This window comes from Jiella mangrovi (assembly GCF_017815135.1).
In the GTDB taxonomy this organism is placed as follows: Bacteria; Pseudomonadota; Alphaproteobacteria; order Rhizobiales; family Rhizobiaceae; genus Jiella; species Jiella mangrovi.
In genome coordinates this window covers 19792-42541 of sequence record NZ_JAGJCF010000005.1, presented here as the reverse complement: position 1 = coordinate 42541, position 22750 = coordinate 19792, and the positions used below count along the sequence as shown (strand labels likewise).

At 62.5% G+C, this 22750-nt stretch carries 25 protein-coding genes; 19 read left to right on the top strand and 6 right to left on the bottom strand.

Annotated features, from left to right (window positions below; genetic code table 11):
* Positions 1 to 72 precede the first annotated feature (72 nt).
* The 4 genes from J6595_RS09340 to J6595_RS09325 all read right to left on the bottom strand — a co-directional run bounded on the left by J6595_RS09340 (position 73) and on the right by J6595_RS09325 (position 4145).
* The gene (locus J6595_RS09340; RefSeq protein WP_209594213.1) at positions 73 to 915 is read right to left on the bottom strand and encodes an NAD(P)-dependent oxidoreductase; all 843 of its coding nucleotides are present in this window, start codon (positions 913 to 915) and stop codon (positions 73 to 75) included.
* Positions 916 to 985: 70 nt separating this feature from the next.
* Positions 986 to 1807 (bottom strand): NAD(P)H-dependent oxidoreductase, encoded by an 822-nt coding sequence (locus J6595_RS09335; RefSeq protein ID WP_245197916.1) that lies wholly within the window; start codon positions 1805 to 1807, stop codon positions 986 to 988.
* A 315-nt stretch (positions 1808 to 2122) separates the two neighbouring features.
* Positions 2123 to 2518 carry an ester cyclase gene (locus J6595_RS09330; protein ID WP_245197915.1) on the bottom strand — a complete coding sequence of 132 codons (396 nt, stop codon included), beginning with the start codon at positions 2516 to 2518 and terminating at the stop codon, positions 2123 to 2125.
* A 412-nt stretch (positions 2519 to 2930) separates the two neighbouring features.
* Positions 2931 to 4145 (bottom strand): MFS transporter, encoded by a 1215-nt coding sequence (locus J6595_RS09325; protein WP_209594211.1) that lies wholly within the window; start codon positions 4143 to 4145, stop codon positions 2931 to 2933.
* A 74-nt stretch (positions 4146 to 4219) separates the two neighbouring features.
* On the opposite strand from J6595_RS09325, the gene J6595_RS09320 reads away from it, so the two are divergent.
* Positions 4220 to 5158: a LysR family transcriptional regulator gene (locus tag J6595_RS09320; RefSeq protein ID WP_245197913.1), complete on the top strand. Its 939-nt coding sequence runs from the start codon at positions 4220 to 4222 to the stop codon at positions 5156 to 5158.
* 7 nt (positions 5159 to 5165) lie between these two features.
* Here the strand turns inward: J6595_RS09320 and J6595_RS09315 are convergent, their stop codons facing one another.
* Complete coding sequence (locus tag J6595_RS09315) at positions 5166 to 5855, bottom strand: SDR family oxidoreductase (RefSeq protein ID WP_245197900.1); 690 nt, start codon at positions 5853 to 5855, stop codon at positions 5166 to 5168.
* Positions 5856 to 6325: 470 nt separating this feature from the next.
* Between J6595_RS09315 and J6595_RS09310 the strand changes: the two genes are divergently transcribed.
* The 15 genes from J6595_RS09310 (at position 6326) to J6595_RS09240 (ending at position 19049) form a co-directional block, all read left to right on the top strand.
* A complete protein-coding gene (locus tag J6595_RS09310; protein WP_209594209.1) occupies positions 6326 to 6952 on the top strand; it encodes a GNAT family N-acetyltransferase in 627 nt (208 codons plus the stop codon).
* Positions 6949 to 7794: a class I SAM-dependent methyltransferase gene (locus J6595_RS09305; protein WP_209594208.1), complete on the top strand. Its 846-nt coding sequence runs from the start codon at positions 6949 to 6951 to the stop codon at positions 7792 to 7794. Before J6595_RS09310 ends, J6595_RS09305 begins: the two co-directional genes overlap by 4 nt.
* 214 nt (positions 7795 to 8008) lie before the next feature.
* On the top strand, positions 8009 to 8734 hold the full coding sequence (locus J6595_RS09300; protein ID WP_209594207.1) for a DUF1223 domain-containing protein: 726 nt from the start codon (positions 8009 to 8011) through the stop codon (positions 8732 to 8734).
* Between the two features lie 94 nt (positions 8735 to 8828).
* Positions 8829 to 9407 carry a nuclear transport factor 2 family protein gene (locus J6595_RS09295; protein ID WP_209594206.1) on the top strand — a complete coding sequence of 193 codons (579 nt, stop codon included), beginning with the start codon at positions 8829 to 8831 and terminating at the stop codon, positions 9405 to 9407.
* 175 nt (positions 9408 to 9582) lie between these two features.
* Positions 9583 to 9900, top strand: a complete 318-nt coding sequence (locus tag J6595_RS09290) for a pentapeptide MXKDX repeat protein (protein ID WP_209594205.1) — start codon at positions 9583 to 9585, stop codon at positions 9898 to 9900.
* 62 nt (positions 9901 to 9962) lie between these two features.
* On the top strand, positions 9963 to 10814 hold the full coding sequence (locus J6595_RS09285) for a cytochrome b/b6 domain-containing protein (protein ID WP_209594204.1): 852 nt from the start codon (positions 9963 to 9965) through the stop codon (positions 10812 to 10814).
* Positions 10815 to 10819: 5 nt separating this feature from the next.
* The gene (locus tag J6595_RS09280) at positions 10820 to 11587 is read left to right on the top strand and encodes a molybdopterin-binding protein (RefSeq protein ID WP_209594203.1); all 768 of its coding nucleotides are present in this window, start codon (positions 10820 to 10822) and stop codon (positions 11585 to 11587) included.
* Between the two features lie 201 nt (positions 11588 to 11788).
* Positions 11789 to 12343, top strand: coding sequence for a sigma-70 family RNA polymerase sigma factor (locus tag J6595_RS09275; RefSeq protein WP_209594202.1), 555 nt, complete (start codon positions 11789 to 11791; stop codon positions 12341 to 12343).
* Positions 12344 to 12492: 149 nt separating this feature from the next.
* Positions 12493 to 13155 carry an NrsF family protein gene (locus tag J6595_RS09270; RefSeq protein WP_209594201.1) on the top strand — a complete coding sequence of 221 codons (663 nt, stop codon included), beginning with the start codon at positions 12493 to 12495 and terminating at the stop codon, positions 13153 to 13155.
* Positions 13156 to 13295: 140 nt separating this feature from the next.
* Positions 13296 to 13979: a glutathione S-transferase family protein gene (locus J6595_RS09265; RefSeq protein WP_209594200.1), complete on the top strand. Its 684-nt coding sequence runs from the start codon at positions 13296 to 13298 to the stop codon at positions 13977 to 13979.
* Positions 13980 to 14357: 378 nt separating this feature from the next.
* Positions 14358 to 15158, top strand: coding sequence for a class I SAM-dependent methyltransferase (locus tag J6595_RS09260; protein WP_209594199.1), 801 nt, complete (start codon positions 14358 to 14360; stop codon positions 15156 to 15158).
* Between the two features lie 28 nt (positions 15159 to 15186).
* Positions 15187 to 16269 carry an alpha/beta fold hydrolase gene (locus tag J6595_RS09255; protein ID WP_209594198.1) on the top strand — a complete coding sequence of 361 codons (1083 nt, stop codon included), beginning with the start codon at positions 15187 to 15189 and terminating at the stop codon, positions 16267 to 16269.
* A gap of 102 nt (positions 16270 to 16371) precedes the next feature.
* Positions 16372 to 16686 (top strand): putative quinol monooxygenase, encoded by a 315-nt coding sequence (locus tag J6595_RS09250; protein ID WP_209594197.1) that lies wholly within the window; start codon positions 16372 to 16374, stop codon positions 16684 to 16686.
* A gap of 320 nt (positions 16687 to 17006) precedes the next feature.
* The gene (locus J6595_RS09245) at positions 17007 to 17876 is read left to right on the top strand and encodes a class I SAM-dependent methyltransferase (protein ID WP_245197893.1); all 870 of its coding nucleotides are present in this window, start codon (positions 17007 to 17009) and stop codon (positions 17874 to 17876) included.
* A gap of 363 nt (positions 17877 to 18239) precedes the next feature.
* Positions 18240 to 19049, top strand: coding sequence for a GNAT family N-acetyltransferase (locus J6595_RS09240; RefSeq protein WP_209594196.1), 810 nt, complete (start codon positions 18240 to 18242; stop codon positions 19047 to 19049).
* A gap of 354 nt (positions 19050 to 19403) precedes the next feature.
* On the opposite strand, the gene J6595_RS09235 is transcribed toward J6595_RS09240, so the two are convergent.
* Positions 19404 to 19580 (bottom strand): hypothetical protein, encoded by a 177-nt coding sequence (locus J6595_RS09235; RefSeq protein WP_209594195.1) that lies wholly within the window; start codon positions 19578 to 19580, stop codon positions 19404 to 19406.
* Between the two features lie 226 nt (positions 19581 to 19806).
* Here J6595_RS09235 and J6595_RS22945 point away from each other — a divergent pair, with 226 nt between their 5' ends.
* The 3 genes from J6595_RS22945 to J6595_RS09220 all read left to right on the top strand — a co-directional run bounded on the left by J6595_RS22945 (position 19807) and on the right by J6595_RS09220 (position 22569).
* The gene (locus J6595_RS22945) at positions 19807 to 20772 is read left to right on the top strand and encodes a DDE-type integrase/transposase/recombinase (RefSeq protein WP_209594194.1); all 966 of its coding nucleotides are present in this window, start codon (positions 19807 to 19809) and stop codon (positions 20770 to 20772) included.
* Between the two features lie 280 nt (positions 20773 to 21052).
* On the top strand, positions 21053 to 21517 hold the full coding sequence (locus tag J6595_RS09225; RefSeq protein ID WP_209594193.1) for a hypothetical protein: 465 nt from the start codon (positions 21053 to 21055) through the stop codon (positions 21515 to 21517).
* Entirely contained in the window at positions 21514 to 22569 is a 1056-nt protein-coding gene (locus J6595_RS09220; protein ID WP_209594192.1) for a serine/threonine-protein kinase, read from the top strand. The genes J6595_RS09225 and J6595_RS09220 overlap by 4 nt, the downstream gene beginning before the upstream one ends.
* Positions 22570 to 22750 lie beyond the last annotated feature (181 nt).

Below are 22750 nucleotides of genomic sequence, written 5' to 3'. Positions count from 1 at the left end.
CCAGGCGTGCCACCTGCCGATACCTCTCAACCGAATGTTCGCGTGATGCCGGAGACCCTGCGACACGTCAGATCATTGGCCAATCGCCGACCAGTCCTGTTCACCACCATCGGCTGCAATGATCGCGTCCATGCGCGAGGCGATCATCTCAGTCAGCGGCAGATCGGCGTCGCCTGCCGCCGCGAGCGCCAACCCCACGTCCTTGCGGCCCAGCCGCATCGGGAACCCTGCCGGCTCGAACCGCTTTTCCGCGATGATCGGGCCGTAGCTCCCGATCAGGCGATTGCCATAGTTCACGTCGAGCAGCAGCGCCGCCATCCGATCAGCGGCGATGCCGTGGGCCGCGACGATGCGGAACTGTTCCGTCAGCATCTGCATGATGGCCGGGATGCCGGCGTTGAGCGCGACCTTCACCGCCGCGGCCATCACCGGGCGGTCCCCGACCCGTTGAGTCCCCGCCCCGATCGCCTCGAACAAGGGCTGTGCGACATCCAGATCCTCCGCCGCGCCCGCCGCGATCACCGACAGCTTGCCGGCCGCCGCCACGTCCGGGCGGCCCAGCACCTGCGCCGACGCGAAACGCTGTCCCGCGTCGGCGTGCGCCGCCGCCAGTCTGGCGGTGAGGTCCACGCTAACCGTGCTGCACGAGATATGGAAGAGGCCGGGACCTGCCGCGAGCAGTCCGCCGTCCCCGAACACGACCGCCTCGACGGCCGCGTCGTCGGCCAGCATCGTCATGGCGGTGCCAGCCCGGGCGGCCGCGGCGAGGTCGGCGGCGACCTTCGCACCCCGAGCGGCGAAGGGCTCGGCCTTGGCCCGGTCCCGGTTCCAGACGGTGACATGGTGACCGGCCGCCACGAGATTGTCGGCCATGCCCGAGCCCATCTGCCCCAGCCCTATAAATGCAACATCCATTTCCATCTCCTCAAGCTCCGAAGGCCCCAGCGGCGAGTGCGATCGCTGCAGGCGACATCGGCGTTGCTCCTTATGCGTCGACCAGATCGGCAACGTGCGCGACAAGGCCGGTTTGGCCCGGCGCAACATGGTCGGCCATGGTATGGCGATCGGGGAAGTCGCCGCCGTTTTGCGACCGGAAGGGAATAGGGTTGTCGGTGAACAGCCCAGCGAGGCGCTCACGCCACGCTGCCTTGATCGTCTCCACTTCCTCCGCCGTGGAAACGTGACCCGCGCCATAGACCGCGTGCGTCGGGAGCACGTCCATGCCGGGGTAGAATAGCGCGCCATGAGTCAGCGGGAACAGCAGTTGCTCGATCGGCCCGTTGATGCCTCGCGGGCCATAGTCGGCCGCCGGGCCGCCTGCCTGCACGTTGACCAGCGCTCGCTTGCCCTTGAGGATGCCCTCGCCAAAGCGGAACTGGTTGGAGCCATTCTGATAGCCGTAGGCAAAACCGAAGGCATAGACCCGCTCGATCCAGCCCTTCAGGATCGCAGGCACGCCGTACCACCAAAGCGGGAATTGCAGGACGACAGCATCGGCCTCAAGCAGCTTCTGCTGCTCGGCGATCACGTCGGGCGTCTGGTGCCCGCTCGCGTAAGCATGGCCCGACTCCATGATGAATGACAGCCGTTCGGGGTTGTCACGGACGGGGAAGTCATCGGCGTCGTACACCGCCTTCCACTTCATGCCATAGAGGTCCGAATGGACCACGGTGTGCCCGGCTGCCGACAACGTCTCAGCGGTCACGTCGACCAGCTGCCGTGTCAGCGAAGTGGGTTCAGGATGCGCATAAACAACGAGAACTTTCATGATCATCTCTTCTTGATAGTTGTCTTTGCCGGCGAGCATGACGCGATCATCGTTGGCGTGACATGCCGACGGTCGCCGCTGCAGACGAAGCCAAGGTTGGTGGCGATTGGACCGGCCGCCCCAGGTAAGAAACTGGGATCAGAGGCCCGCCCCGCCTCGCCCGCCGGGCAGCGCGGCGTTGAGCGAAGGCGGGGTCTTTTTGGCGGCAATCGTGCCCGCTTTGATGGGATGCGAGCAGCCAATCCAACAGCTCCCTTCGGCGCGAAGCGGAACCGCTCGATTTGGCCGGAGTCGACAATTCCATGTCGGCCGGCGCGAGCGCAAAACCTGCCGTTTGAGGGCCTGCCGTTGCGATCAACTGGGCGCAGGCACGGCACCGATCTGCTGCATCAACCCGAGGAGATCAGGCTGACCGCGCTCGCCGACGATCTTGCCGTTGGCCATGGCATAAAAGTTCATGGTTTGGATGGCGATCTTTTTTCCGGTCGCCGGCACTCCGAAGAAGGTGCCTTCGTGTGTGCCACGCATCGTGTACCTCGCGGCGATCTTCTCACCTTCGACGACCAACTCCTCGAGCGTCCACTGGACGTCCGGGAAGCCGCCGCGCATCACCTCGACGGCTTTCAGCCAGCCCCTCGGCCCGACGAGCGGTTCGCTTTGGAAAGGAACGTAAAACTCCGCATTCGGCGCGATGAGCTCCTCTCCAAGCTTTTCGTCGGCAGTGTTGATGAACTGCACGAAGCGACGCATGAAAGTGTTGCCTAGGTCAGACATTATATTCTCCTGAATGGTATGGGTGGTGCCTATCGGGCGCGGTTAACCGTGGGTTGCCAGATCTTGGACTGGGGGATTTCGAATAGGCTGGCGGCGTTCGTCCGGATGGTCGCCTCGATCCCAGCCTTCCGATTGAGGGCCTACGCCCCTGCAACTTGCTTGCGGTCCTCATATAAAGCCGCATGTTGCGGTGTTGAAATCGAACCTTCTGCCTGCTGCTATCCAGCGAATGGATACCAAGAACCCCGGTCTCGGACGTCTCGTGACGCTTGGCCGACTTGGGCGAGGTACAAGCACGCGGATGGCGGTCGGTCCGGGTTCGTTGGGATGAGGGAGGCCACCAGCGTCAGGCCGTCGAGCCTTTGGCGCGGACAAGCCTCAATAGCCTTCATGCGGGTGCTCCCCGGCTGCGTGAGGGCAGCCATTGCAGGACGGTGGCGATTGCCGAGACGACCAGGACGGCGCCGAGATAAGCCTCCGTCGTGCTCACGAAGCCGCTGAGCGGAACCGCGAAGCCGGCAGCGATGGGCGGGACGCTCAGGGACAGATAGGTGACCAGGAAGATCGCCGCGAAGAGTTCCGCACGCTCGTGGACAGGGGTGAGCGGCACGAGCGATTGGATAAGGCCGCTGAACGACGCGCCCAGCCCGGCGCCGGCGACCGCGCCGCCGACGAAGAACAACGCCAGTGCTTCGGTACCGATCGATACGAGCAGGAGGCCAACCCCGGTGGTTACCGCCGCCATCCCCACGACGGCCATGCGCCCGGGCGACAGCCCGCGCAACAGCAGCGGTGACACGGCGCCGGCGCCGCACAGCACGGCGACGATGGCGCCGTTGAGCAATCCGCTGCTGACGCCAAAGACGGCGCGCAGCAGCGACGGCCCGAGCGCGGCCACGAAGCCGCACAGCGCCCAGATCGACAGGAGCAACGGCAGCCCGCGCCTGAAGCCGTCGCGCGCTGAACGGGTGACATGCACGCTCGGCACCATGGAACGAAGCAGGCCCGGCACCGGGCTCGCCGTCTCGGGAATCAGCAGAACGATCGCAGCGCCAAGGCAGAACAGCGCCCCGAGGGACCCGAACGCCCAGACATCCGCTTTGTCCGTCACTGCGAGCAAGGCTCCGGTGGCGAAGGCGCCCGCCGCCAGTCCCGCAAGCGGCGAGATGCTGGTCAGCAGGCTGCCGAGTGCCTTGCGGGCCGGCGGCGCCGCCTCGATCACCGCGGCGGACAGGGCGCCGTTGACCAAGCCCATGGACAGGCCCTGGACGATCCGGGCGGCCAGCAACCCGCCGATGCCGTCTGCCGTCAAGAACAACGCAATGGACGCGACCTGTATCGCCAGCGCCGCGACGATCACCGGTTTGCGTCCCAGGTGATCCGAAAGCGAGCCGGCAACGAGCAGGGTGACGAGGAGCGCCAGGGAGTAGATGCTGAACGCGACCGTCAGCATGCCAGCGGAGAAGCCCCACCGCCCCTGGAAGACGACGAACAAGGGCGCGGGCACGCAGGCCGACACGAAGAACAGGAACAGGATGGCCGCGAGCAGCGGGAACGCGATCAGCGAAGGGCGATGCGGTTCGAGGGCGAGGGTTTCGGGCAATCTGCTATCCGCGTTGTCGATGGAGGCTCCAGGATTTGAGGCTCGTTCGGCATATTGCGCGTCACGCCGCGGTGTTGAAATCGAACCTTTTGTCTGCTGTTATCGACCGGATGGATACCAAAAACCTCGATCTCGGCCTGCTCGTCACGCTCGAAGCCCTTTTGGCGGAAGGGAACGTCACGCGTGCCGCCCGGCGCTTGAACCTCAGCCAGCCTGCCTTGTCGGCCCGGCTGGCGCGGCTTCGCGACGCCCTCGGCGATCCCCTGCTCATTCCGGCACAGCGCGGGATGGTTCTGACCCAGCGCGCAGTCGAGCTTCGGCAACCGTTGCATGAAGCGCTGGAGGGCGTCCGCAGGGTCGTCACAGAGGGAATGCCGTTCGACCCGGCGACCATGGAGGCCACTCTGGTGATCGCCGGGACCGACTACCAGCAGTATGCGCTGCTCACCCGGTTCTCCGTCGCGCTCAGGACCGAGGCGCCCATGGTCCGCATCGCCTGGCGTTCCCTGGACGTGTTGGCGCTTGCCACGCAGCTGGAGCGCGGCGAAGTCGACCTGGCCCTGGCAACTCCGGACCATGCACCGGCGGCCATGCGCCAGCGTCAGCTCTATCGTGAGGATTACACGGTGATCGCCCGACCGGGGCATCCGGCCGTACAGGGATATCTCAGCCTGGACGTGTTTTGCGCTTTGGAGCACGTTGTGGTCTCCCCCGAGGGCGGCGGATTCTCGGGACCTGCCGACGCGGCACTGGAGGCCCTCGGCCGCCGCCGCACCGTAGCCTTGTCCACGTCGGGGTTTTTGGTCGTGCCGGAGGTCGTGTCGCGGTCCGACATGATTGCGCTGGTTCCTCGGCGGATCGCCGATGGCTGGTCGGATCGCCTGCAGGTGCTGGACCCGCCGCTCACCATCCCTGGCTTTGCCATCGTGAGTGTCTGGCACGACCGGACCACCAACCATCCGGCACAACGCTGGCTGCGTGAACGCCTGACGACGTTGGCCGCCGAAGGGTAAGACCGACTTAATTTTGCGCGGTAGGCCGGACGACGATGCTCCCGATCTCGACGTCGTCGGGCTGCTCGATGGCAAAGGCGATGGCACGCGCGATCGCGTCCTGAGAAATGGCGAGTTTCCGCTTTTGCCGGCCAACTGCTTCCCGAACGACGGGATCGGTCACGGAGGAATCAACGAACGTCGTGTCGATGAACCCCGGAGACACCTCTGTGACCCGGAGACCCGGCACGCATTCCTGCCGAAGAGCCTCGGTTGCGGTCCGCAGCGCATTTTTGGTCGCTGCGTAGACGCCCATGGTGGGAACAATTTTCAGTCCGGCGGTCGAGACGACGTTCACCACATGGCCGCTACGCTGTTCGTTGAAGATCGGCAGCACCGCCGCAATCCCATAAAGCGCGCCCTTCAGGTTGACGTCGATCATCGCGTCCCAGTCCTTAACCCGTAGTGCGTCGAACCGGGAGATAGGGCCGATCCCGGCGTTGTTGACGATCACGTCCAGTCGGCCGAACCGCTCACGGGCCAGGCCAGCAAGGGCCTCAAGGTCCGCGCGGCGGGTTACGTCCACCCTTCGAAAGGCGACGAAGCGCCATGCCCTCATACGCTCGCGAAGAAGCGGCAGTTCGACCGCATTCGTCGGGTCGGCCGCACGCATCATAATGGTCTCGAAGGGAGCGAGATCGTTGACGACGGATGACAAATGTCCGTTCCCGTCCTGCACCATAACCGACGCAAGCCCGCAGCGGCCAGTCTGCTTCGTGCACGGCGCGCGACGGGACTGTCCACGCCTTCAAAGCGGAAGTGGACGCGGCTACTCGCCGGCATTCCGCTGCCGGGAGCAAAATCTTCTATTCGAAGCCGACAGATCGCGATCGGCCAGGCGTCACTTACGACATTCAGGGGCGCGTGACCGCGGCGGACCTCCTCAAGCTCAATGCCGGACCTGAGGCGCAAGACATGATCTGCGAGTCAATGCGCTTCACTGCCGAGCTTCGCGAGGGTCTGCAAAAGCCAGGCGGTTCGGCTCAATCACATCCATTTCGAGGCGTTCGGCCCCGTCGGCTGACCGCGCCCCAGCGCTCTCCGAAGGTTTCGAATGTAACGCGATCGATCCCTGGCGCGTAAATGCCCGCGTACGAAGTCTGATGACCCCATGCGTGGAGATCGGTTGTGATACTCAACGAAGCCGCCGCGTCCGATATTCCCGGGCTCGTTGCGCTCGTCAATTCGGCCTATCGATCGCCCCGGGCCATGGCAGGTTGGACCGACGAGAGGGGTTCTCTGGAAGGGCCAAGGACCGGGAAGCAGGCGATCCTGACGGCGCTTGGCAAAAGCCGAATGAAGGTCGCACGGCCATCTTCCGGCACCAACCCTGTCCCCTGCATTCATATCGCCCTGGGAGAAGACCGTGACTGGTATCTGTCTTTACTCGCGGTGGCTCCCGATCAGCAAGGCAAGGGAGTCGGCGGCGCACTCCTTGAAGATGTGGCACGACAGGCGTCAGAATCCGGCATTCGCCATCTTCGGATAACTGCGATCAGGCAGAGCCGGGATCTGATCGCCTGGTACGAGGCCCGCGGCTTTCGGTCGACCGGCGAGACCGTCTGCTTCCCCTATGACGATCCCTCCGTCGGGCGCCCCCTGCGCAATGATCTCGAATTGATCGCCCTGGAGCGGCTTCTGCCTTCTAGAAGCGCGGCGAGCGACCGGCGGGCCATTTTTGCAAAGAAACGAATTCACGACGGTCCGCCCGATGACCGTGAGGGCAGAACGTTGATGGGAATAGGCGAAGCATGACAACCAGCACCTACGTTCTTGGACACGATCCATACGAGATCCGACGGCTTACCATTCAGAGCCAAGTATTTGCCGGGGGTACTGAGCGCATTCTCCGGGCTGCAGGCTTGGGAGCGGGTCACTCCGTCCTCGATATCGGTACAGGTGCCGGCGATGTCGCCATGATGGCGGCTGAACTGACCGGTGTCACCGGAGACGTGCTTGGGATCGACCAATCGCCGGCCATTGTCGACGTCGCCCGAGAGCGAGCCGGGCGGACACGGCATCCCCATCTCCGATTCCAGGCCGCTTCCCTGGATTCGTTTTCCGCAAGCGCGTCGTTCGACCTCGTGGTCGGACGGTACGTTCTGGTCCATCAGCAGGATCCGGCGGCTTTCGTCAGGCAGGCCGCAAAGTTCGTTCGTCCCGGCGGGGCGATCCTGTTCATCGAGCCCAACGTCGCAGAACTGACGCGCCCGGACGAAGCTCTGCGTGAGACTTGGTCGAATCCACCAGTCACCTTGTACGATGAAACCGCCAAACAGGTCGTTCTGGGTTTCAGTCTGGCCGGGGTGGCTCTTTCCTGCGGCGGTCGTCTCGTCGACGTCTTCCAAGCAGCTGGTTTGTCGGAGCCCTCTCTGCTTTGCGAGATGCCGATGGCAGGACCGCAGTCCGACTTCGCCGAGCTGATGACCCTCACACTGCGCAGCCTTCTTCCCGCCTTGGAGCACCATGCAGCCGAATTGGCCGCCGACATCGAGATCGAGACACTGCACACCCGTTTGCGGAATGCGCTGCTAGCGACACGCAGTCAGCTCCGTTTTGCCGATCTGGTCGGTGCCTGGACGACGGTGACGGGGTAGTTTGCCGACGAACGGTCAGTCGACGGACTTTTCCGGATCACTCGCGGCATGTCGGCGGCCAGGCTGGGATGGTTGCTGTTGACCTAGCTTGGCCGGCTTCGGGAGTGGAAAGAAATCTCTTATCGCGCTGTAATAGTCCGGTTCCACCCAGCGTAGTCATCCTCAGACGAAGCCTCCATCGCCGGTGAGTTGGCGATCTTCTGGGAGACCTCTGATGACCAGATCGATGCGAAAGGGTCGCAGTGACCATGCATGGCCGCTCGGTCTTGCAGTGGCGGCCTTCTTGACAGGCGAAGTGCTGGCCCTTCCCGCAGAGGCGGCCAGCCGGCCGGTGACGGTCGTGGAACTCTTCACCAGCCAGGGCTGCAGTTCGGTCCCGCCCGCCAATCGCAACGTGATGAATCTCGAGAAGAAGCCCGACCTTCTGCCGCTGAGCTTCAGCGTCACCTACTGGGACCAGCTCGGCTGGAAGGACACGTTCGGCGCCGAGGCCTTCACCACCCGCCAGCGGGACTACGAAGCCGGCCTCGGACGCAATGGCCCCTTCACGCCGCAGGTCGTCGTCAACGGACGTTACGACAGCGTCGGCAACAAGGCGGATGCCCTGCGCGCCATGGTGGCGGGAGCCAAGCCCCCCGCAGACGTCGCGATCGACATCAGCGGGAATGTGGTGAAGATCGGTACCGGCGCGGCGCCTTCGTTCGGGGCCGACGTCTGGCTCGTGCGCTACAGGCCGGGCGTTCAGAGCGTCGCCATCGCGGCCGGCGAGAATGCCGGCACCACCCTCCCCGTGCCGAACGTCGTCACCGGCATCAAGCATGTCGGGCGGTGGCTCGGCGTTGGGATGTCGTTCTCGGCGCCCGCTTCCGAAGACGGGGAGAAAACGGCGGTGATTGTCCAGAAACCCGGCGGGCCGATCCTTTCGGCTGCGACCGACTGAGCCCTGTCACACCTTAGACCGGCCTGAGCAATCGCGACGAAGCCGGGCCGATTCAAAAGAGATGCCGCGCTCTTCAGCCAGGTCATGCGTGTGAATGACCGGCCGATATGGCAATTTAAGGTTGAATTTCGCTATGAAGAACCTGGTGGAAGTCTGGGATCAGCATCTCGGTGCAGAGCTGTCTGCCAAAGATGTTGATATGACGATGGCGACGATGGTCGATGAGCCTCACGTCAATCACGTTCCAACGATGACCGGTGGGGTCGGCGCCAGCGAAGTGCGACGCTTCTATGCGCACCACTTCATTACGGTACAGCCCGACGACCTGGAGTTGATCCCGGTCAGCCGCACTATCGGCCAGGAGACGATCGTCGACGAAATGGTCGTCCGGTTCACGCACGAGCGCCGGATGGATTATTTCCTGCCGGGTGTCGCACCGACCAATCGGCGGATCGAGATCGCCGTCGTCGTCGTCGCCTCCTTCCGGGACGGCAAGCTGGCGCATGAGCACATCTACTGGGATCAGGCCTGCGTCCTCGTCCAGGCGGGACTGCTCGAGCGAGGCGACCTGCCGGTCGCAGGCGTCGAAGCGACCCATAAGGTTCTCGATCCGACCTTGCCGAGCAATCACCTCATGCGCCGCGAATGGGCCGAAAGCGAAGGACGCCGGTAGCCCATTGCAAGCAGTGCCTCGGCGTCTGTTTCTTGCGACGACCGAAAGAGCTTGAGCAGAGCGGGACGCAGCGAGCCCGACGCCGAGAACTCTGCCACTCAGATGCCGCGCCCGTCGGCCGGCTTTACCGGAAGCGACCTGAAGAAACGGGGCTTCCTCTTTCAGGAGTAGTGACATGACCAGATCCTCCAGCCGCTTCGTGCTGCCGCTCGGCGCTGCGCTGATTGCCGCAAGCGCTGCCTTCGTGCCGGCGGCCTTCGCCCAGGATGCGATGCGGCCCCATAGTGACGACGCCATGCAGCCGGATGCGATGGCGCCGGACGCCATGACCCCCGATACGACGACGTCCAACGCGATGAAGGCCGAAGACAACATGAGGCCGGAAGACTCGATGAAGCCCGACGATGCGATGGCCCCCGACGGAGCCATGCAGGCGGACGACGCGATGACGCCTGATGCCATGACCCCGGATGAGATGAAGCCGAAGAAGTAACGGCGAAACTGGAGCGTCCGGGCGGTCTCGCCCGGGCGCATCCCCCAATGAGGATCGCGGACATGACTGATACCGGCTTCGGCGTCGATGGAACCGTTCAAGATGATGTAAAACCTGCAGGCCCGGCGGTCGTTTACCGGCATCGTCTGGCTACGCGGGTCTGGCATTGGACGAATGTCGTCACGCTCTTCATCATGCTGATGAGCGGGCTGACCATCTTCAACGCCCATCCTCGCCTCTATTGGGGACAGTACGGCGCGAACCATGATCACGCCTGGCTGCAGATCGGATCGGCGGACAACCGCGGCTATCTGCGCGTCGGCGAGGCGACCGTCGATACGACAGGGGTGCTCGGGCGCTGGACGAACGCGTCCGGCAACACGGTCAACCGGGCCTTTCCCTACTGGGCGACGATCCCGTCGAGCTACAATCTCGCGGTGGCGCGCCACTGGCATCTGTTCTTCGCATGGATCTTCGCCGCCGGCATTCTGCTTTACGCGCTCTGGAGCCTTTTCAGCCGGCACCTGACACGGGATCTTCTGCCGACGCGCAAGGAGATTGCGCCGGCCCATATCATCCACGATGTCGCACAGCATGCCCGCCTGCGTTTCCCGAAGGGGGAAGCGGCGCGGCGCTACAACGTCCTCCAGAAGCTTTCCTATTGCGGCGTGCTGCTCGTGCTTCTGCCGGCGGTCGTCCTGACGGGGCTTACAATGTCGCCGGCCATGAACGCCGCCTGGCCATTTCTCCTGGAGATCTTCGGCGGCCGGCAATCGGCGCGCTCCATCCACTTCATCGCCGCGACGCTTCTCGTGCTGTTCATCCTGGTTCACGTGGCGATGGTCGTGCTCGCCGGCCCGATCAACGAGATCCGCTCGATGATCACCGGCCGCTATCGTCTTCCCAAGGAGTGACCCCGATGGTTTTCTCTCCCACCCGCCGCGGCTTCCTCACTGCCGGGCTCCTCGGTGCCGCGCCACTCGTTCTCTCAGGCTGCGACGTTTTCGGCCTCGCCCAGTCGCAAACGGTGAATGACGCGCTCGGCTCTTCCGAGGATCTGGCCAGGCACGTGCAGCGCTTGCTCGGTGGCGAGGCTCTCGCGCCAGAGTTCGAGGAAGCCGAGATGTCGCCACTGTTTCGCACGAACGGCAACATAATGCCCGCCGACCCGGCCTATCAGGCACTGGCCCAGCGCAACTTCGCCGGCTTTTCGCTTGCCGTGGACGGGCTCGTCGAACGGCCGATGCAATTTACGCTCGCCGAAATCATGGCGATGCCGTCACGGACCCAGATCACCCGGCACGACTGCGTCGAGGGCTGGAGCGCGATCGGCAAGTGGACCGGCGTGCCACTCTCCAGATTGCTCGGCCAGGCAGGTCTAAAGCCGAATGCGCGGTATGTCGTCTTCCACTGCGCTGACGATTTCAGCGGCTCGAAATACTACGAGAGCATCGATCTTGACGCTGCGCATCATCCCCAGACGATCCTTGCCTACGGGATGAACAATGCACCGCTTCCGATCCCGCATGGTGCGCCGCTGCGCCTGCGAGTGGAACGGCAACTCGGTTACAAGCAGGCGAAGTTCGTGACTCGGATCGAGTCCGTCGCAAGTCTTGACGGACTGGGCGGAGGCCGGGGCGGCTACTGGGAGGATGCGATCGGATACGACTGGTACGCAGGCATTTGATCGGCAGTGTCCACGTCCGGACGAGTGCTCGCGTCGCTCGCGCCGATAGGCTGGATCCCATCATGACGGATTTTCAATGCAGAATGTGACGGCGTTCGGCAGGTTTGCGTTCGGACTGAGCCAATCATCAATCGAAAAAGAGGCTCGACGGCTCGTCGGCCTCGCGAGGCGGAAACCTCCAGAGTCGGGCGTGACTTTTCGATGACCCATCCTCGCGAGCAGCAATGGTCCGTCTGGATGGCGGCCGCGTTGAAGGGCGACGAAGTCGCCTACCGCCATTTTCTCGAGGCGGTGACCCCGCATCTGCGGATGCTGGCCAGACGGCGGATGGCGGCGTACGGGGATGACAATCAGGACCACGAGGATGTCGTGCAGGAAGCGCTTCTCGCCGTCCATCTGAAACGCGGCACCTGGGACCCGCGTCGGCCGATCGGACCATGGCTGTCGGTCATCCTGCGCAACAAGATCATCGACGCACTTCGCCGGCGCGGGCACCGGGTGACAGTGCCGATAGACGACGTCATCGAGGTCATCGCGGACGAACGGTCGGGCACACCCACCGATGGACAGGACATCAGCCGGATGATGGAAACTCTCAAGCCGGTTCAGCAGGACATCGTCCGCTCCATCTCGCTGGAAGGTTTCAGCGTCCGTGATACGGCTGTACGGCTTTGCATGACCGAGAACGCGGTGCGTGTCGCGTTGCACCGGGCGCTTCGGAGCCTGGCCGCGATCTACCGCGGAGGGACGCGATGATGTCCGACGACGACAGCGGCCGCGGCCCGGCCTTCGGAACCGACCGCCTGATCGGCATGAAGGCACGGCATGACCGAAAACGCGGTGCATGTCGCGTTGCATCGGGCGGTTCGGAGCCTGGCCGCGATCTACCGAGGAGGAAGACGATGATGTCCGACGACGACAGCAGCCGCGGCCCGACCTCCGGAACCGACCGCCTGATCGAGATTCTGGCAAAGGACGCTGGTGCCTGGCACCGTTTCGGCACGGTACTGCTGAAAGCGGTGGTGATCGGCGTTTTTGCTGCGGCGGTTGTCTTCATCGTCCTGATGAACCCTCGCCCCGATCTGGAACAGGTCATCCAGACGGCCCGGGTGCTCTTCAAATTCATCGTCACGGTGCCGCTTGCCGTCGCCATGATCGGGCTTCTCGACCGTATTGGCCGACCGGCCGCACCGCTTGGACCCTGGCCGTGGCTGCTTGGCGGCGTCGGTGCGATCCTCGTGGTCGGCGTCGGCGTCGAACTGGCCATGGTGCCGTCGTCCGAATGGGCCGCAAGCCTCATCGGAACCTATGCGCGCTACTGCCTGATGTTCATTCCGTTGATCGCCATCGGCCCGCTCGTCTGTTTCATCGTCGCGCTGCGCCAGGGAATGCCGACCAATCCGGGCCTCGCCGGCGCCGCGGCAGGTGTCGCATCGGGCGCGATCGCGGCGATCTTCTACGCAACCCACTGCCCGGACGACAGTCCGCTCTTCGTCGCCACCTGGTACACGCTCGCCACCTGCATCGTCGCCATCTGTGGCTACTTCGCAGGCAGGCGGTTTCTCTGACGAAAAAGGTCATGCGGAGCGAGTACTCGCCGTACTGCCTGTTGATCCGATGCAACGACGGACCGTCAGCCGGCTCGTTTCATCCGGCAGACGGCATCCGTCCGCGATCACAACGCGTTTTTCTACCACGGAGGCATTTCATGCCGATCGATCCGAACGCTCTCATCACAATTACAGCCTACGACTGGGTTCCGGATGCCGGACGGGGGCTGGTGCGAGACATACGCGTCCGCTGGGCTTTGGAGGAGGTCGGACAGAACTACGCCGTCCGGCTTCTGTCGATCGGCCAACAGAAGGAGCCGGCCCACCGCGCTCGTCAGCCATTTGGTCAGTTGCCGACTTTTGAGGAGGGCGAACACACGTTGTTCGAAAGCGGCGCGATCGTCTGGCATATTGCGGAGCGCTTTCCAGGCTTGATGCCGGACAATCCGCGCGAACGGGCAAAGGCGCTGGAATGGGTGTTCGCCGCCCTCAACACGGTCGAGCTGCCGGTGGTCGAATACGTCGCGACAACACTCTACGATGCCTCGGAAGTTTGGTTCGAACCGCGGATTCTCGCGATCGAGAGGCGGGTCGACGAGCGGCTTCAGGAGGTTTCCGACCGTCTCGGAGACAGCGAATGGTATGGCAAAGACTTCACCGCCGGCGACTTGATGATGGTGGCTATTCTACGACCTCTCAAAGGCTTCGGGCTTCTGGAGACGTTCCCGAAGCTGGTCGACTACGTGGAACGCGGTACGGCGCGGCCGGCCTTCCGGCAGGCCCTCAGCGACCATATGGCGAACTTCACCGGCTCGCCGCCCCTGGCTGAGACGGCTGGCTGAAAGCGAAGGCGCGACAGCACGACGGTCAACCTGCAACATGTTCAGAATGTCGCGGACTTCGCCGCTGGTCTGGATGAAGGCGGGAGCGGTGGCAATATCGTCTGCCCGCCTCCCCGCGGAGCGGCTCCCCGTCTGATCCTGTTCTCATCAACGGATATCTCTTCGAAAGCGGGCACGGTGGCGGGATTCCCCAAGCTACCGGTTCGTTTGACCGAACGACGGACCGGTTGATCAGCGCCGTCTGATATCGCGTCGCCCCCGACAAGATCGGCGATTTTCGCCGCTCGTCCCGCCCGAAAAAGGCGGAACAGGCTCATCCCGCGGTCACAAGAACCGCCGGGCGAGCAACCATCCGTATCCCAACACCGAGAGATCCCCATGCCACAGACCGACACAAGACCCGGGTTTCCGATCGGGCTCTATGAGCGAATGGGCGAACCTTTGACGCAGGCCTTTGCCACCTTGCTGCTCGACAGGTTGATGCCGCTGGCCGACCGTTCGCTGATCGACATCGCTGCCGGCACGGGCGGACTGGCCCTCGCAGCCATCGAACGCGGGGCGCGCGTTCTGGCAACGGACATCAATCCCGCGATGGTTGGGCGAGCCTCCGAGCGGCTGCGCTCGGTTGGAGCGGGCGATGCAAAGATCATGGATTTTACGGCGCTGGACGTCAGCCATGACAGGTTCGATGTGGCGCTGTCGAATTTCGGCATACTTGGCTTTCCGACCTGGCCGGCAGGCCTTGCGGAGATGGTGAGGGTCACGAGGCCCGGCGGCCGCATCGGGTTGACGATGTGGACCCATGAAGACGACTGTTCGCCGGCACACGTGATGCGCCGGGTCTTCAATCGCCTGTTCCCGGGCGGAAATGCATGGCCGGCCGACCTCTTTCCCCTGTTTTCGGAACGCTCGATTTCAGAACATCTGAGGGATGCCGGAGGCGTGGATGTGACCATCGAAGTCGCTCAAGCGGAGTGGACGTCGCTCTCATCCGCCGACGTCGTCCGAGACTTCGACCCGGTGTTCAAATTCTTCCCCGGATACGACGCCCTCGACGCCGACAAAATACGACGGCTGCATTCCGCCCTGCAGCTCGCCTTCAACGCATATGCCGGCTCCGACGGAACGATACGCCTGCCGACCAGAGCGTTTCTCGCAACAGCTCGCAAAGCCGGCTGATCGGACCCAAACAGCACAGGACGTCGATATGATCTGGATCGGTTTCGCGGCCGCTTTGTCGGTCATGCTGCTGCTCGTCGCCCTTCGTGCCTGGCTTCAGCGTGCCGTATCGCAACGCCGAAGGCTCCTCCGTCGCTCATGGGTCGAGGAGACGGCTTTCTGGACGATCGGCGGCATAGAGCAGGCCGTGCAATTTCGCGGCGAAGATGAGAAAAATCCGCTGCTCGTTTACCTGCATGGTGGCCCCGGCCTTCCCGTCATGCCCTTTGCCCATGCCTTCCAGCGCGAATGGGAGAGGCGCTATACGGTTGTTCACTGGGATCAGAGGAATGCCGGAAAGACGTTGGCCAAAAACGGCCCCGAAGATGGCCTGACCCTGCAGCATTACGTCGATGACGGGCTGGAGCTTGTCCGCCTGTTGCGACAGCGGTTCCCGCATGCGCCGATTGTCCTCCTCGGTCACTCCTGGGGCACGGCTATCGCTGTCGAGATGTTACTGGCGCAGCCCGACGCCTTCGCTGCTTATGTGGCGATCGGGCAGGTTTCGGATTTCCTGATGGCCGAACGATACGGCTACGAGACCGTTCTCGATGAAGCCCGCCGCCGGAGGGACGCCTCGGTTCTCAAAGCCCTTTCGCGCTATCCCGACTATGCGAGAGACCGTTCCCCGTGCCCCGCGGCGACGAAAGTGGTCCGCGCGGCCCAGATGAAGCTCGGCTTTGGCCATCATACCGACAAACGCGCCTTCCTGAAGCTGTTCGGGCTTGCCTTCAGATCACCGGACTATTCCTGGCGCGAGCTTCTGTCGTTAGCCAATGGAAAGGCCCAGGCGTACTCCTTGGCGCTGGCTTTGAGAGAATTGCCCGACTTTGCCGGTCGGGTCCGAGGCGCGAAACTGAAATCTCCAATCATCATGATCGGCGGAAGCTACGACCTCTTCACGCCAACTCCGATGGCGAGGACGTTTTTCGACACGTTCGACGCGCCATTCAAGGAATTCATCGAAATTCCGACGATCGCGCATTTCGGCCCGCTGGAAGATCCGGCCGCGATCAGCACGATCTTGATCGATCAGCTGTGGCCGAGGGTCCGCCAACGCCCCTCGGAATGATCTTGCAGCGCATGTCCGCCGACGGCTTGGAACGAACAAGCTGCTCGGCAAATGTGATGTTGCCTCGCTCAGCATTCTCGTCATTTCACAGGAGCCGACGTCGTGAGACAGCTGACCAGGACGCCGAACGTCCATCTCATCGTGGAGCTGACTGCGCTCGAGGGCAAAGCTGCCGAGCTTGGTCAGCATATCGCCGCGCTGGCGCGCGCGTCGCGTGGGGAGGACGGCGTCATCAGGTACGATGTCGTGCAAAGTGCCGCTGACGAGAACGTCTTCCGGTTCATCGAGTGCTGGCGCGACGAAGCCGCCCTGACCGCGCATCAAGCGACAGCGCACGTCGTAACCTTCGGGCAGAATGCTCTGCCTCTTCTCGCCAGGCCCTATACGATCATGGCGGGCAAGCTTTTGGACGAGTGACGCGAGCCAGTTGCCGCTGCGCCCGTCTGGGCGCAGGGAGCGGCCCTCGGCATAAACGACCCGATCGTCCATTCTGGCCTGCTTGCCTCCCGCACGGAAGGGAAGAACGTCGGCGAAGTCTATGAGCGTCTACGCCGCAACCGCATCGAGCATGCCCGGACCATGTTGCCGGAGAAGCGACCGGTCAGAACGTAATGATGATCGTCACTCCAACGTACTGCCTACCGAGCCCCGACGCATGGCTTGGTCCCGGGCGATAGGGCCGAGCCGGCGCGAGCTTCAATCCGCACTATCACCAGACTGAACGAGAGGAGCTCGTTATGGACGATCGCGAAAGTCAGTCATCGGACATGTCGGAACCCACCTGGATCCCCTGCTTGGGTGCAAGCGGCACCCATCCTCATCAGACCGACGACTTCGCCCGCGTCTACGAACGGACGGCAAACCGAAATACCGGTCAGATCGCTGCGACGGCGCTCGACCGGATTTCCAATATCCACTTTGGTACGCGGATTCTCGATATTGCCGCCGGCGCTGGCGCGCTGAGTGTGCCTGCAGCGCTCGCTGGCGCATCGGTGCTCGCTGTCGACAATGCGCCTGGCATGGTGAAGCTGCTCTCCGAGCGGCTCGCCCCGTTCCCATCATCCAGCGCTCGTCTGATGGATGGTCAGGCGCTTGCCCTCGAGGATGCGAGCTTCGACGCAACGTTCTCTTTGCTCGGTGCCAGTCTCTTTTCTGATTGGCGGCAAGGGCTCATGGAGCAGACCCGCGTCACCCGTTCCGGAGGCAAGGCTTGTGTTGCGACCTGGCCCAAGCTGCCTGGCGGCGGGCCTTTCCTCGTCATGGCCGAAGCGCTCCGTGCGACATTCCCGGATATGGCACCGCCGGCGCCTCCGCCGGGCGCCATCGCGCTTGCCGACCCGGACCGCCTTCGCGCGGAACTTGAGGAGACCGGACTGACCGCAGTTCAGATCGAGGAATTCGAGATCGCCTGGGAGGGACCTGCGGGGGAAGCCTATCTCGAGGACGTCGGCGAACTGCACCGCAATATGGCTGTCTATGCCGCATTGAGCAAAGAAGATCAGCGCCGCGTCGACGAGGCGATCCTCTCGATCGTCGATCGTATCAGGACCGGCGATCGGGTCATTCTCCGCTCTCCCGTTCTTCTGGCTGTCGGAACGCCTCGGTGAGCCGGTTTCGTCAAGATGCGGCACGCAGGTGAACATCCCCGACATTACGACAACGGCGGTACGTGGGCCCTCGATCAATCCGCGCCCCCGAGACGCGACCATCCGGAAAGGTTTCGGCTGCGTGGCAGCGTTCCAGTGGTCTCTGGGGCCCGGAGATCACGGCCGTCAGCCGGTCTCGTTGCCGCGCATTTCCTCGTCACAAGCGCTCTGCCGATTTGATCCGCCTCACGGGCCAATATCGCCCTCGCGTTCTCGAGGCGCGGCATCCAACACGCAACCACATCGCCGCGCGATCGCAGTGCTGTCTGCCCTGCGTGACCGGTAACTGCAAACGACAATCGAAACAGTGAAAGGTTGTTTACGATGACTCACTTCCACCCGGACTCCGACGCCGTCCAATCCCTCGACCAGCTCAAGCTCGTCTGGCAGATGTGCGTTAAAGAGCGCGGCACCGGCGACGTTCGCGATGAGCCGGATCTCATGATCCGTTGGGCGGACAACGCCTTCCCGTTCTGGAATACGCTGGCGCTTCAGGATGTCGGAGCGGACCGCGAGCGCCTCGCGCACTCCCTGGGCAAAGCCGCCCGTTACATGCGCTCGCAGAGCCAAGCGGGCTTCCTCTGGATCTTCGAGGATCTGCTTGCAGCCGATGCCCGCGGGTCGTTGCCGGAAGCCGCCAGGCAGGCGGGTCTCCAGTTCGGCTTTGGCGGCTTCGGCATGGCGGCCGATATCTTGCCGCTTGCCGAGGAGCCTCGCCATCCCGACCTTGAATTCGTCCGCGTCAGCACCGACGAACATCTCGCCGCCTATGCCGATCTGAACTGTCGCGCCTATGGCTTCCCGAAACAGGGCGCCGAGGAAGGGTTCGCAGGATCCCAAATCTGGAAGAACCAGATCCATGCCTATCTCGGCCTTCTGGACGGCGTTCCGGTCTCGGCCGCGGGGGCCGTGGCGGCGGACGACTGCCTGTTCGTCATTCTCGTCGCGACCGCCCCCGAACACGAGCGCAAGGGCTACGGCGGCGCGACGACGCGCAAGGCGCTTTACGAAGGAGGAAAGGCCACTGGCCTCAAACGGGCGACGCTGCACGCCACTGCGGCCGGCATGCCGGTCTACGAACGGATCGGCTTCCGGAAGGTCGCCGCGGTGAGCTTTTACGCCTTGGAGACCTGATCCGCAGCCCTTGCGGCAGACCGCGTTCCCGGGCGGGTCGGAGCCTTTCAGTCAAAGTCGTGACGCTTACTTAAGACGGCGCAGAAGAAAGGAACGGCGCCAAAAGCACGGCGATCTAGGCCGCCCGCCCGACGGACAGATGGGCGACCTGACGGTTCGCACCGAGGCTGGTGCCGAGGCACGCGCAAAGGTCCTCGTGGCCGCGATGGGGTGCATTCCACCGTGCGGCGGCTGCTCTTCGAAGGCGGGTCGCCGGCCTCGGCCCGACTGGCATCGGCGAGTTGGCGTTTCATGGCGCCGACCCCCGGCGTCGGCGCCTGGACGGTGTGGACTGACGCGCACGCAACGGCGCTTCTAATCCCTGTCGATCACGACGAAGTCTACGGCTGGGCAGCGGCGACCGGAAAGCAGCATCCGCAAAGTGATCTGTCCGATCTCCGACACCTTATCGGCCGCTTTCCAACCGAGCTTGCCAACGCCAGAGAACGAATTCATCGTCTGATGACGCCGGTTGAAACGGGTATACAGCATCGGGCGATAACTTCGCATCGCCCGATGCTGTATATTCTCGCTGGCGCGCCGACTTTTCGAAAAACCGGATTCCACTTTTTCGCCCGGCGCTCTAACGCACGTGAGCGATCCCGACTTCGCTGGGAGGCTTCAGAACGCACAGAAAGATCGCGACATCGCGGTCGCGTGACTTGATCGGCTGAAGAGGAGGTTCAACGGGAAGACGGAGATCACTGCGGAGCGTGTCGTGCAATTCGCCCAGTTCATGAAGGAGCGCGTTCGGAACGGCGAGATCCCCTACCGCAAGTCATACATCAGATCCGTTATGGACCGAATCATCGTCGAGGGCGAACGGATCATGATCAAAGGCCGGACCGACGTTCTACAGAACCGCATCGCGCAGCCCGCGACTGACGGCACACAAGTGCCCACTGCTATTCCGAACTGGTGTAGCGCGACACATAGTTTGCATTCGGCCCGATCCAAGAGGGCCGGAAACGCGGGTTTTCGCAGGGGCGTGCGACACATAGATCGCTTCCCGCGACACAACAGACTGAAATTTAAATTCCAGAAGATCTGTTGGGCAATGGAAATTCCGTTTCCCATCCACCATATCGACCACCGGCTCTGTATCTGGGCGAAGATCGCGTTGGCGCGCTCGATCGCACGTCGTTCCAGGCGCGTTCATTATAGCCTCGTCATCGCGCTCCTTGCGAACATACTCTGGTGTTCGGATTATCTTGAGCAGCATGCTCGAAACCGCGAGGTCGTCCGCGTCCTCTTCGTTCTCGACGCTTGTGATCGCGAAACCATCGCCTGGCTCGCCGTCGCCAACGCGGGCACCTCCGGCGAGATGGTGCGCGACCTGATGGTCGCTTCGGTCGAGAGGCGGTTCGGCGGAACGAAGACGCCTTATCCGGTCGACTGGCTATCGGACAACGGAAACGGCTACATCGCGGCAGAGACCGCCGATACCGCGACGGCCCTCGGCCTCAAGCAACTCTTCACGCCGGTTCGCAGCCCAGAGTCGAACGGCACTGCCGGAAGCTTTCGTGAAACCTTGAAGCGAGACTATTCCCGCGTCACGATCCTGCCGGATGCCGAGACCATCAAGGCCTTGCTGCCGGGATGGATCGGCGATCATTGCCAAATTGCCCCTCACTCAGGACTGAAGTTCCGATCGCCTCGGAAGTTCATCCGCTTCAGTGCTTGAACCCGTTCGCCGACTGTCCGGCAAAACAGGGTCCACTTCAAAAACCCAGTAGATTAACGCAGTTTTCCACAGGTTCTGCACATTCAGTCAATGGTATTATTTTACGGTTGCATTCTCGCGAAGCGCTGACCTGCAGGGTTTTAGGCGACATTACAGATGGTTCTATCGCTCTTTTTCAACAGGTTAATATCGGATACTCCTTCTGACTTGTCGCGTTCAGGTCGTATATTATCTCGCAATGGCCCCTGATGGGGACAGCGATGAGCCAAAAGGACAAACGATGGCAGAGCGGCACGTTGGGATTGTAGCGTCAGGTGAAAAGATCACTATTGTCGATTTGGAGGTTCCTGACGACGGTCCTGCAACATTGAACCTCGACGACAACTGGAAGCTGCAGGAGGACGATCGGGAAGGCGCATATGCGACGCTTTTCGCCCAGCTCACGAATTACCTTCGCGAGCACGGGATCCAGAAGGTTGTCGTCAAGGCGAGCGACTCGTCAAAAGGCATGGGTTTGAGCCATCTCAAGTCGGCTGAAGTTCGAGGCGTTGTAATCGCGGCCGCCTCCACAGTGTGCCCCACCAAGGCGGTCGCCAAATCCGTTCTTAGTCGGACATTTGGTGAGCGGAAGGTTGACGCATACCTCGACGACAAAGACTTTTGGGAAGGGAAGATTGCCGGTCGTGAGATGAAAAAGGGAAGTCGCGAGGCTGTCTTCATGGTCTTGGCGGATCAAAACAAATGAGTAATCAGGTATCGAGGATTCAGATCGGCAACAAAATCGGCGAAGGCCATTTTGGGGAGGTCTTCCTCGCCGAAGACGAGGTTCATGGCGATGTCGCCGTGAAGCGGCTATCGCGAATGGAGATCGACCCCGAAACCGGCCAACGCGAAACGGACGAGAAATGGGAGAAACGGCGAGAAGGACTCGTCAAAGAAGCCCAGTTTCTTGCAAAGGCCACCCACCCAAATATCGCACAGGTACACTACGCTGTTAGAGGAGATGACGGCGAGAGCGTTCAATTCGTTATGGCGTTGTGCCGAGCAGGTTCGCTTTCCGGGCCCTACAAGCGCGGGCCTATGCAGACAAAGGCGGTACGCAAGATTGCCACGGAAGTCTCATTCGGGCTTCAGGCTTTGCACCAGAGAGGGATGATACATAGGGACATAAAACCGGCGAATATCCTTCTCGATGATCGAGGTTGCGCCCGGATTAGTGATTTCGGTCTTGTCACCGACGAGATCGTGGAAGGCTATGCACGTCGAGGAGGCTACCTCGACCACCTCGCGATCGAGGCTTGGTATGATCCTCTCACTAGCGTGAAGACGGACATCTGGGCGTTCGGCATGACCCTATATCGCTTACTTCATGGTCATACCTGGTACTCGCGCATGGCTAGACCCGCGACGGAGATACCTTCCGGAGGATTCGCTACGAAGTTGAAGTGGCTTCCGCACATACCAGATCGATGGAGGCGCTTTATCCGTCAGACCATGAATGACGACACGGAGAGACGTTATGGCTCTTGTGAAAGCGTGATCCGTGGGCTCGCCTTGCTACCGGTTTCCAATTGGGATTGCGACGTCGCAGAAAAGTCTGTGACCTGGAAACGATCGACGAAAGGACGCATACATCACGTTCTGTGGTCTCAAGATGCTCCTCGATCTCACTCGTGGCGCGCATGGTCGGAACCAATGGGAACTGGCCGGAAAATGTCTATAGGCGGATCGCAGGGCAACCTCGCACCGTCCAAATGCGTGCGTGAACTGGAAGACTTTTTCGCCCGCCAGCGCTAGCGTTTCCGGGCGAAGCTCATGTCGATGTACGGACCTTTGACGCTTCCAAGGTCCAACGGTGCCTGATTAAATGCTCTACGTGCCTTCGCACGCCTAGAAGAACTACAACACGGACCAAACGTCGACGATGCCACCTCACCCTCGCGAAGAACGCGCGGGGTGCCACAGCCCTTGCATACTG

What these genes read in the sequence shown, in the direction of transcription:
- J6595_RS09340 (WP_209594213.1), bottom strand. Translation starts at nt 915, where the DNA reads ATGGATGTTGCATTTATAGGGCTGGGGCAGATGGGCTCGGGCATGGCC.
- J6595_RS09335 (WP_245197916.1), bottom strand. Translation starts at nt 1,807, where the DNA reads ATGCTCGCCGGCAAAGACAACTATCAAGAAGAGATGATCATGAAAGTT.
- J6595_RS09330 (WP_245197915.1), bottom strand. Translation starts at nt 2,518, where the DNA reads ATGCGTCGCTTCGTGCAGTTCATCAACACTGCCGACGAAAAGCTTGGA.
- J6595_RS09305 (WP_209594208.1), top strand. Translation starts at nt 6,949, where the DNA reads ATGACAACCAGCACCTACGTTCTTGGACACGATCCATACGAGATCCGA.
- J6595_RS09300 (WP_209594207.1), top strand. Translation starts at nt 8,009, where the DNA reads ATGACCAGATCGATGCGAAAGGGTCGCAGTGACCATGCATGGCCGCTC.
- J6595_RS09295 (WP_209594206.1), top strand. Translation starts at nt 8,829, where the DNA reads ATGACCGGCCGATATGGCAATTTAAGGTTGAATTTCGCTATGAAGAAC.
- J6595_RS09290 (WP_209594205.1), top strand. Translation starts at nt 9,583, where the DNA reads ATGACCAGATCCTCCAGCCGCTTCGTGCTGCCGCTCGGCGCTGCGCTG.
- J6595_RS09285 (WP_209594204.1), top strand. Translation starts at nt 9,963, where the DNA reads ATGACTGATACCGGCTTCGGCGTCGATGGAACCGTTCAAGATGATGTA.
- J6595_RS09280 (WP_209594203.1), top strand. Translation starts at nt 10,820, where the DNA reads ATGGTTTTCTCTCCCACCCGCCGCGGCTTCCTCACTGCCGGGCTCCTC.
- J6595_RS09275 (WP_209594202.1), top strand. Translation starts at nt 11,789, where the DNA reads ATGACCCATCCTCGCGAGCAGCAATGGTCCGTCTGGATGGCGGCCGCG.
- J6595_RS09270 (WP_209594201.1), top strand. Translation starts at nt 12,493, where the DNA reads ATGTCCGACGACGACAGCAGCCGCGGCCCGACCTCCGGAACCGACCGC.
- J6595_RS09265 (WP_209594200.1), top strand. Translation starts at nt 13,296, where the DNA reads ATGCCGATCGATCCGAACGCTCTCATCACAATTACAGCCTACGACTGG.
- J6595_RS09260 (WP_209594199.1), top strand. Translation starts at nt 14,358, where the DNA reads ATGCCACAGACCGACACAAGACCCGGGTTTCCGATCGGGCTCTATGAG.
- J6595_RS09255 (WP_209594198.1), top strand. Translation starts at nt 15,187, where the DNA reads ATGATCTGGATCGGTTTCGCGGCCGCTTTGTCGGTCATGCTGCTGCTC.
- J6595_RS09245 (WP_245197893.1), top strand. Translation starts at nt 17,007, where the DNA reads ATGGACGATCGCGAAAGTCAGTCATCGGACATGTCGGAACCCACCTGG.
- J6595_RS09240 (WP_209594196.1), top strand. Translation starts at nt 18,240, where the DNA reads ATGACTCACTTCCACCCGGACTCCGACGCCGTCCAATCCCTCGACCAG.
- J6595_RS09235 (WP_209594195.1), bottom strand. Translation starts at nt 19,580, where the DNA reads ATGCTGTATACCCGTTTCAACCGGCGTCATCAGACGATGAATTCGTTC.
- J6595_RS09225 (WP_209594193.1), top strand. Translation starts at nt 21,053, where the DNA reads ATGGCAGAGCGGCACGTTGGGATTGTAGCGTCAGGTGAAAAGATCACT.
- J6595_RS09220 (WP_209594192.1), top strand. Translation starts at nt 21,514, where the DNA reads ATGAGTAATCAGGTATCGAGGATTCAGATCGGCAACAAAATCGGCGAA.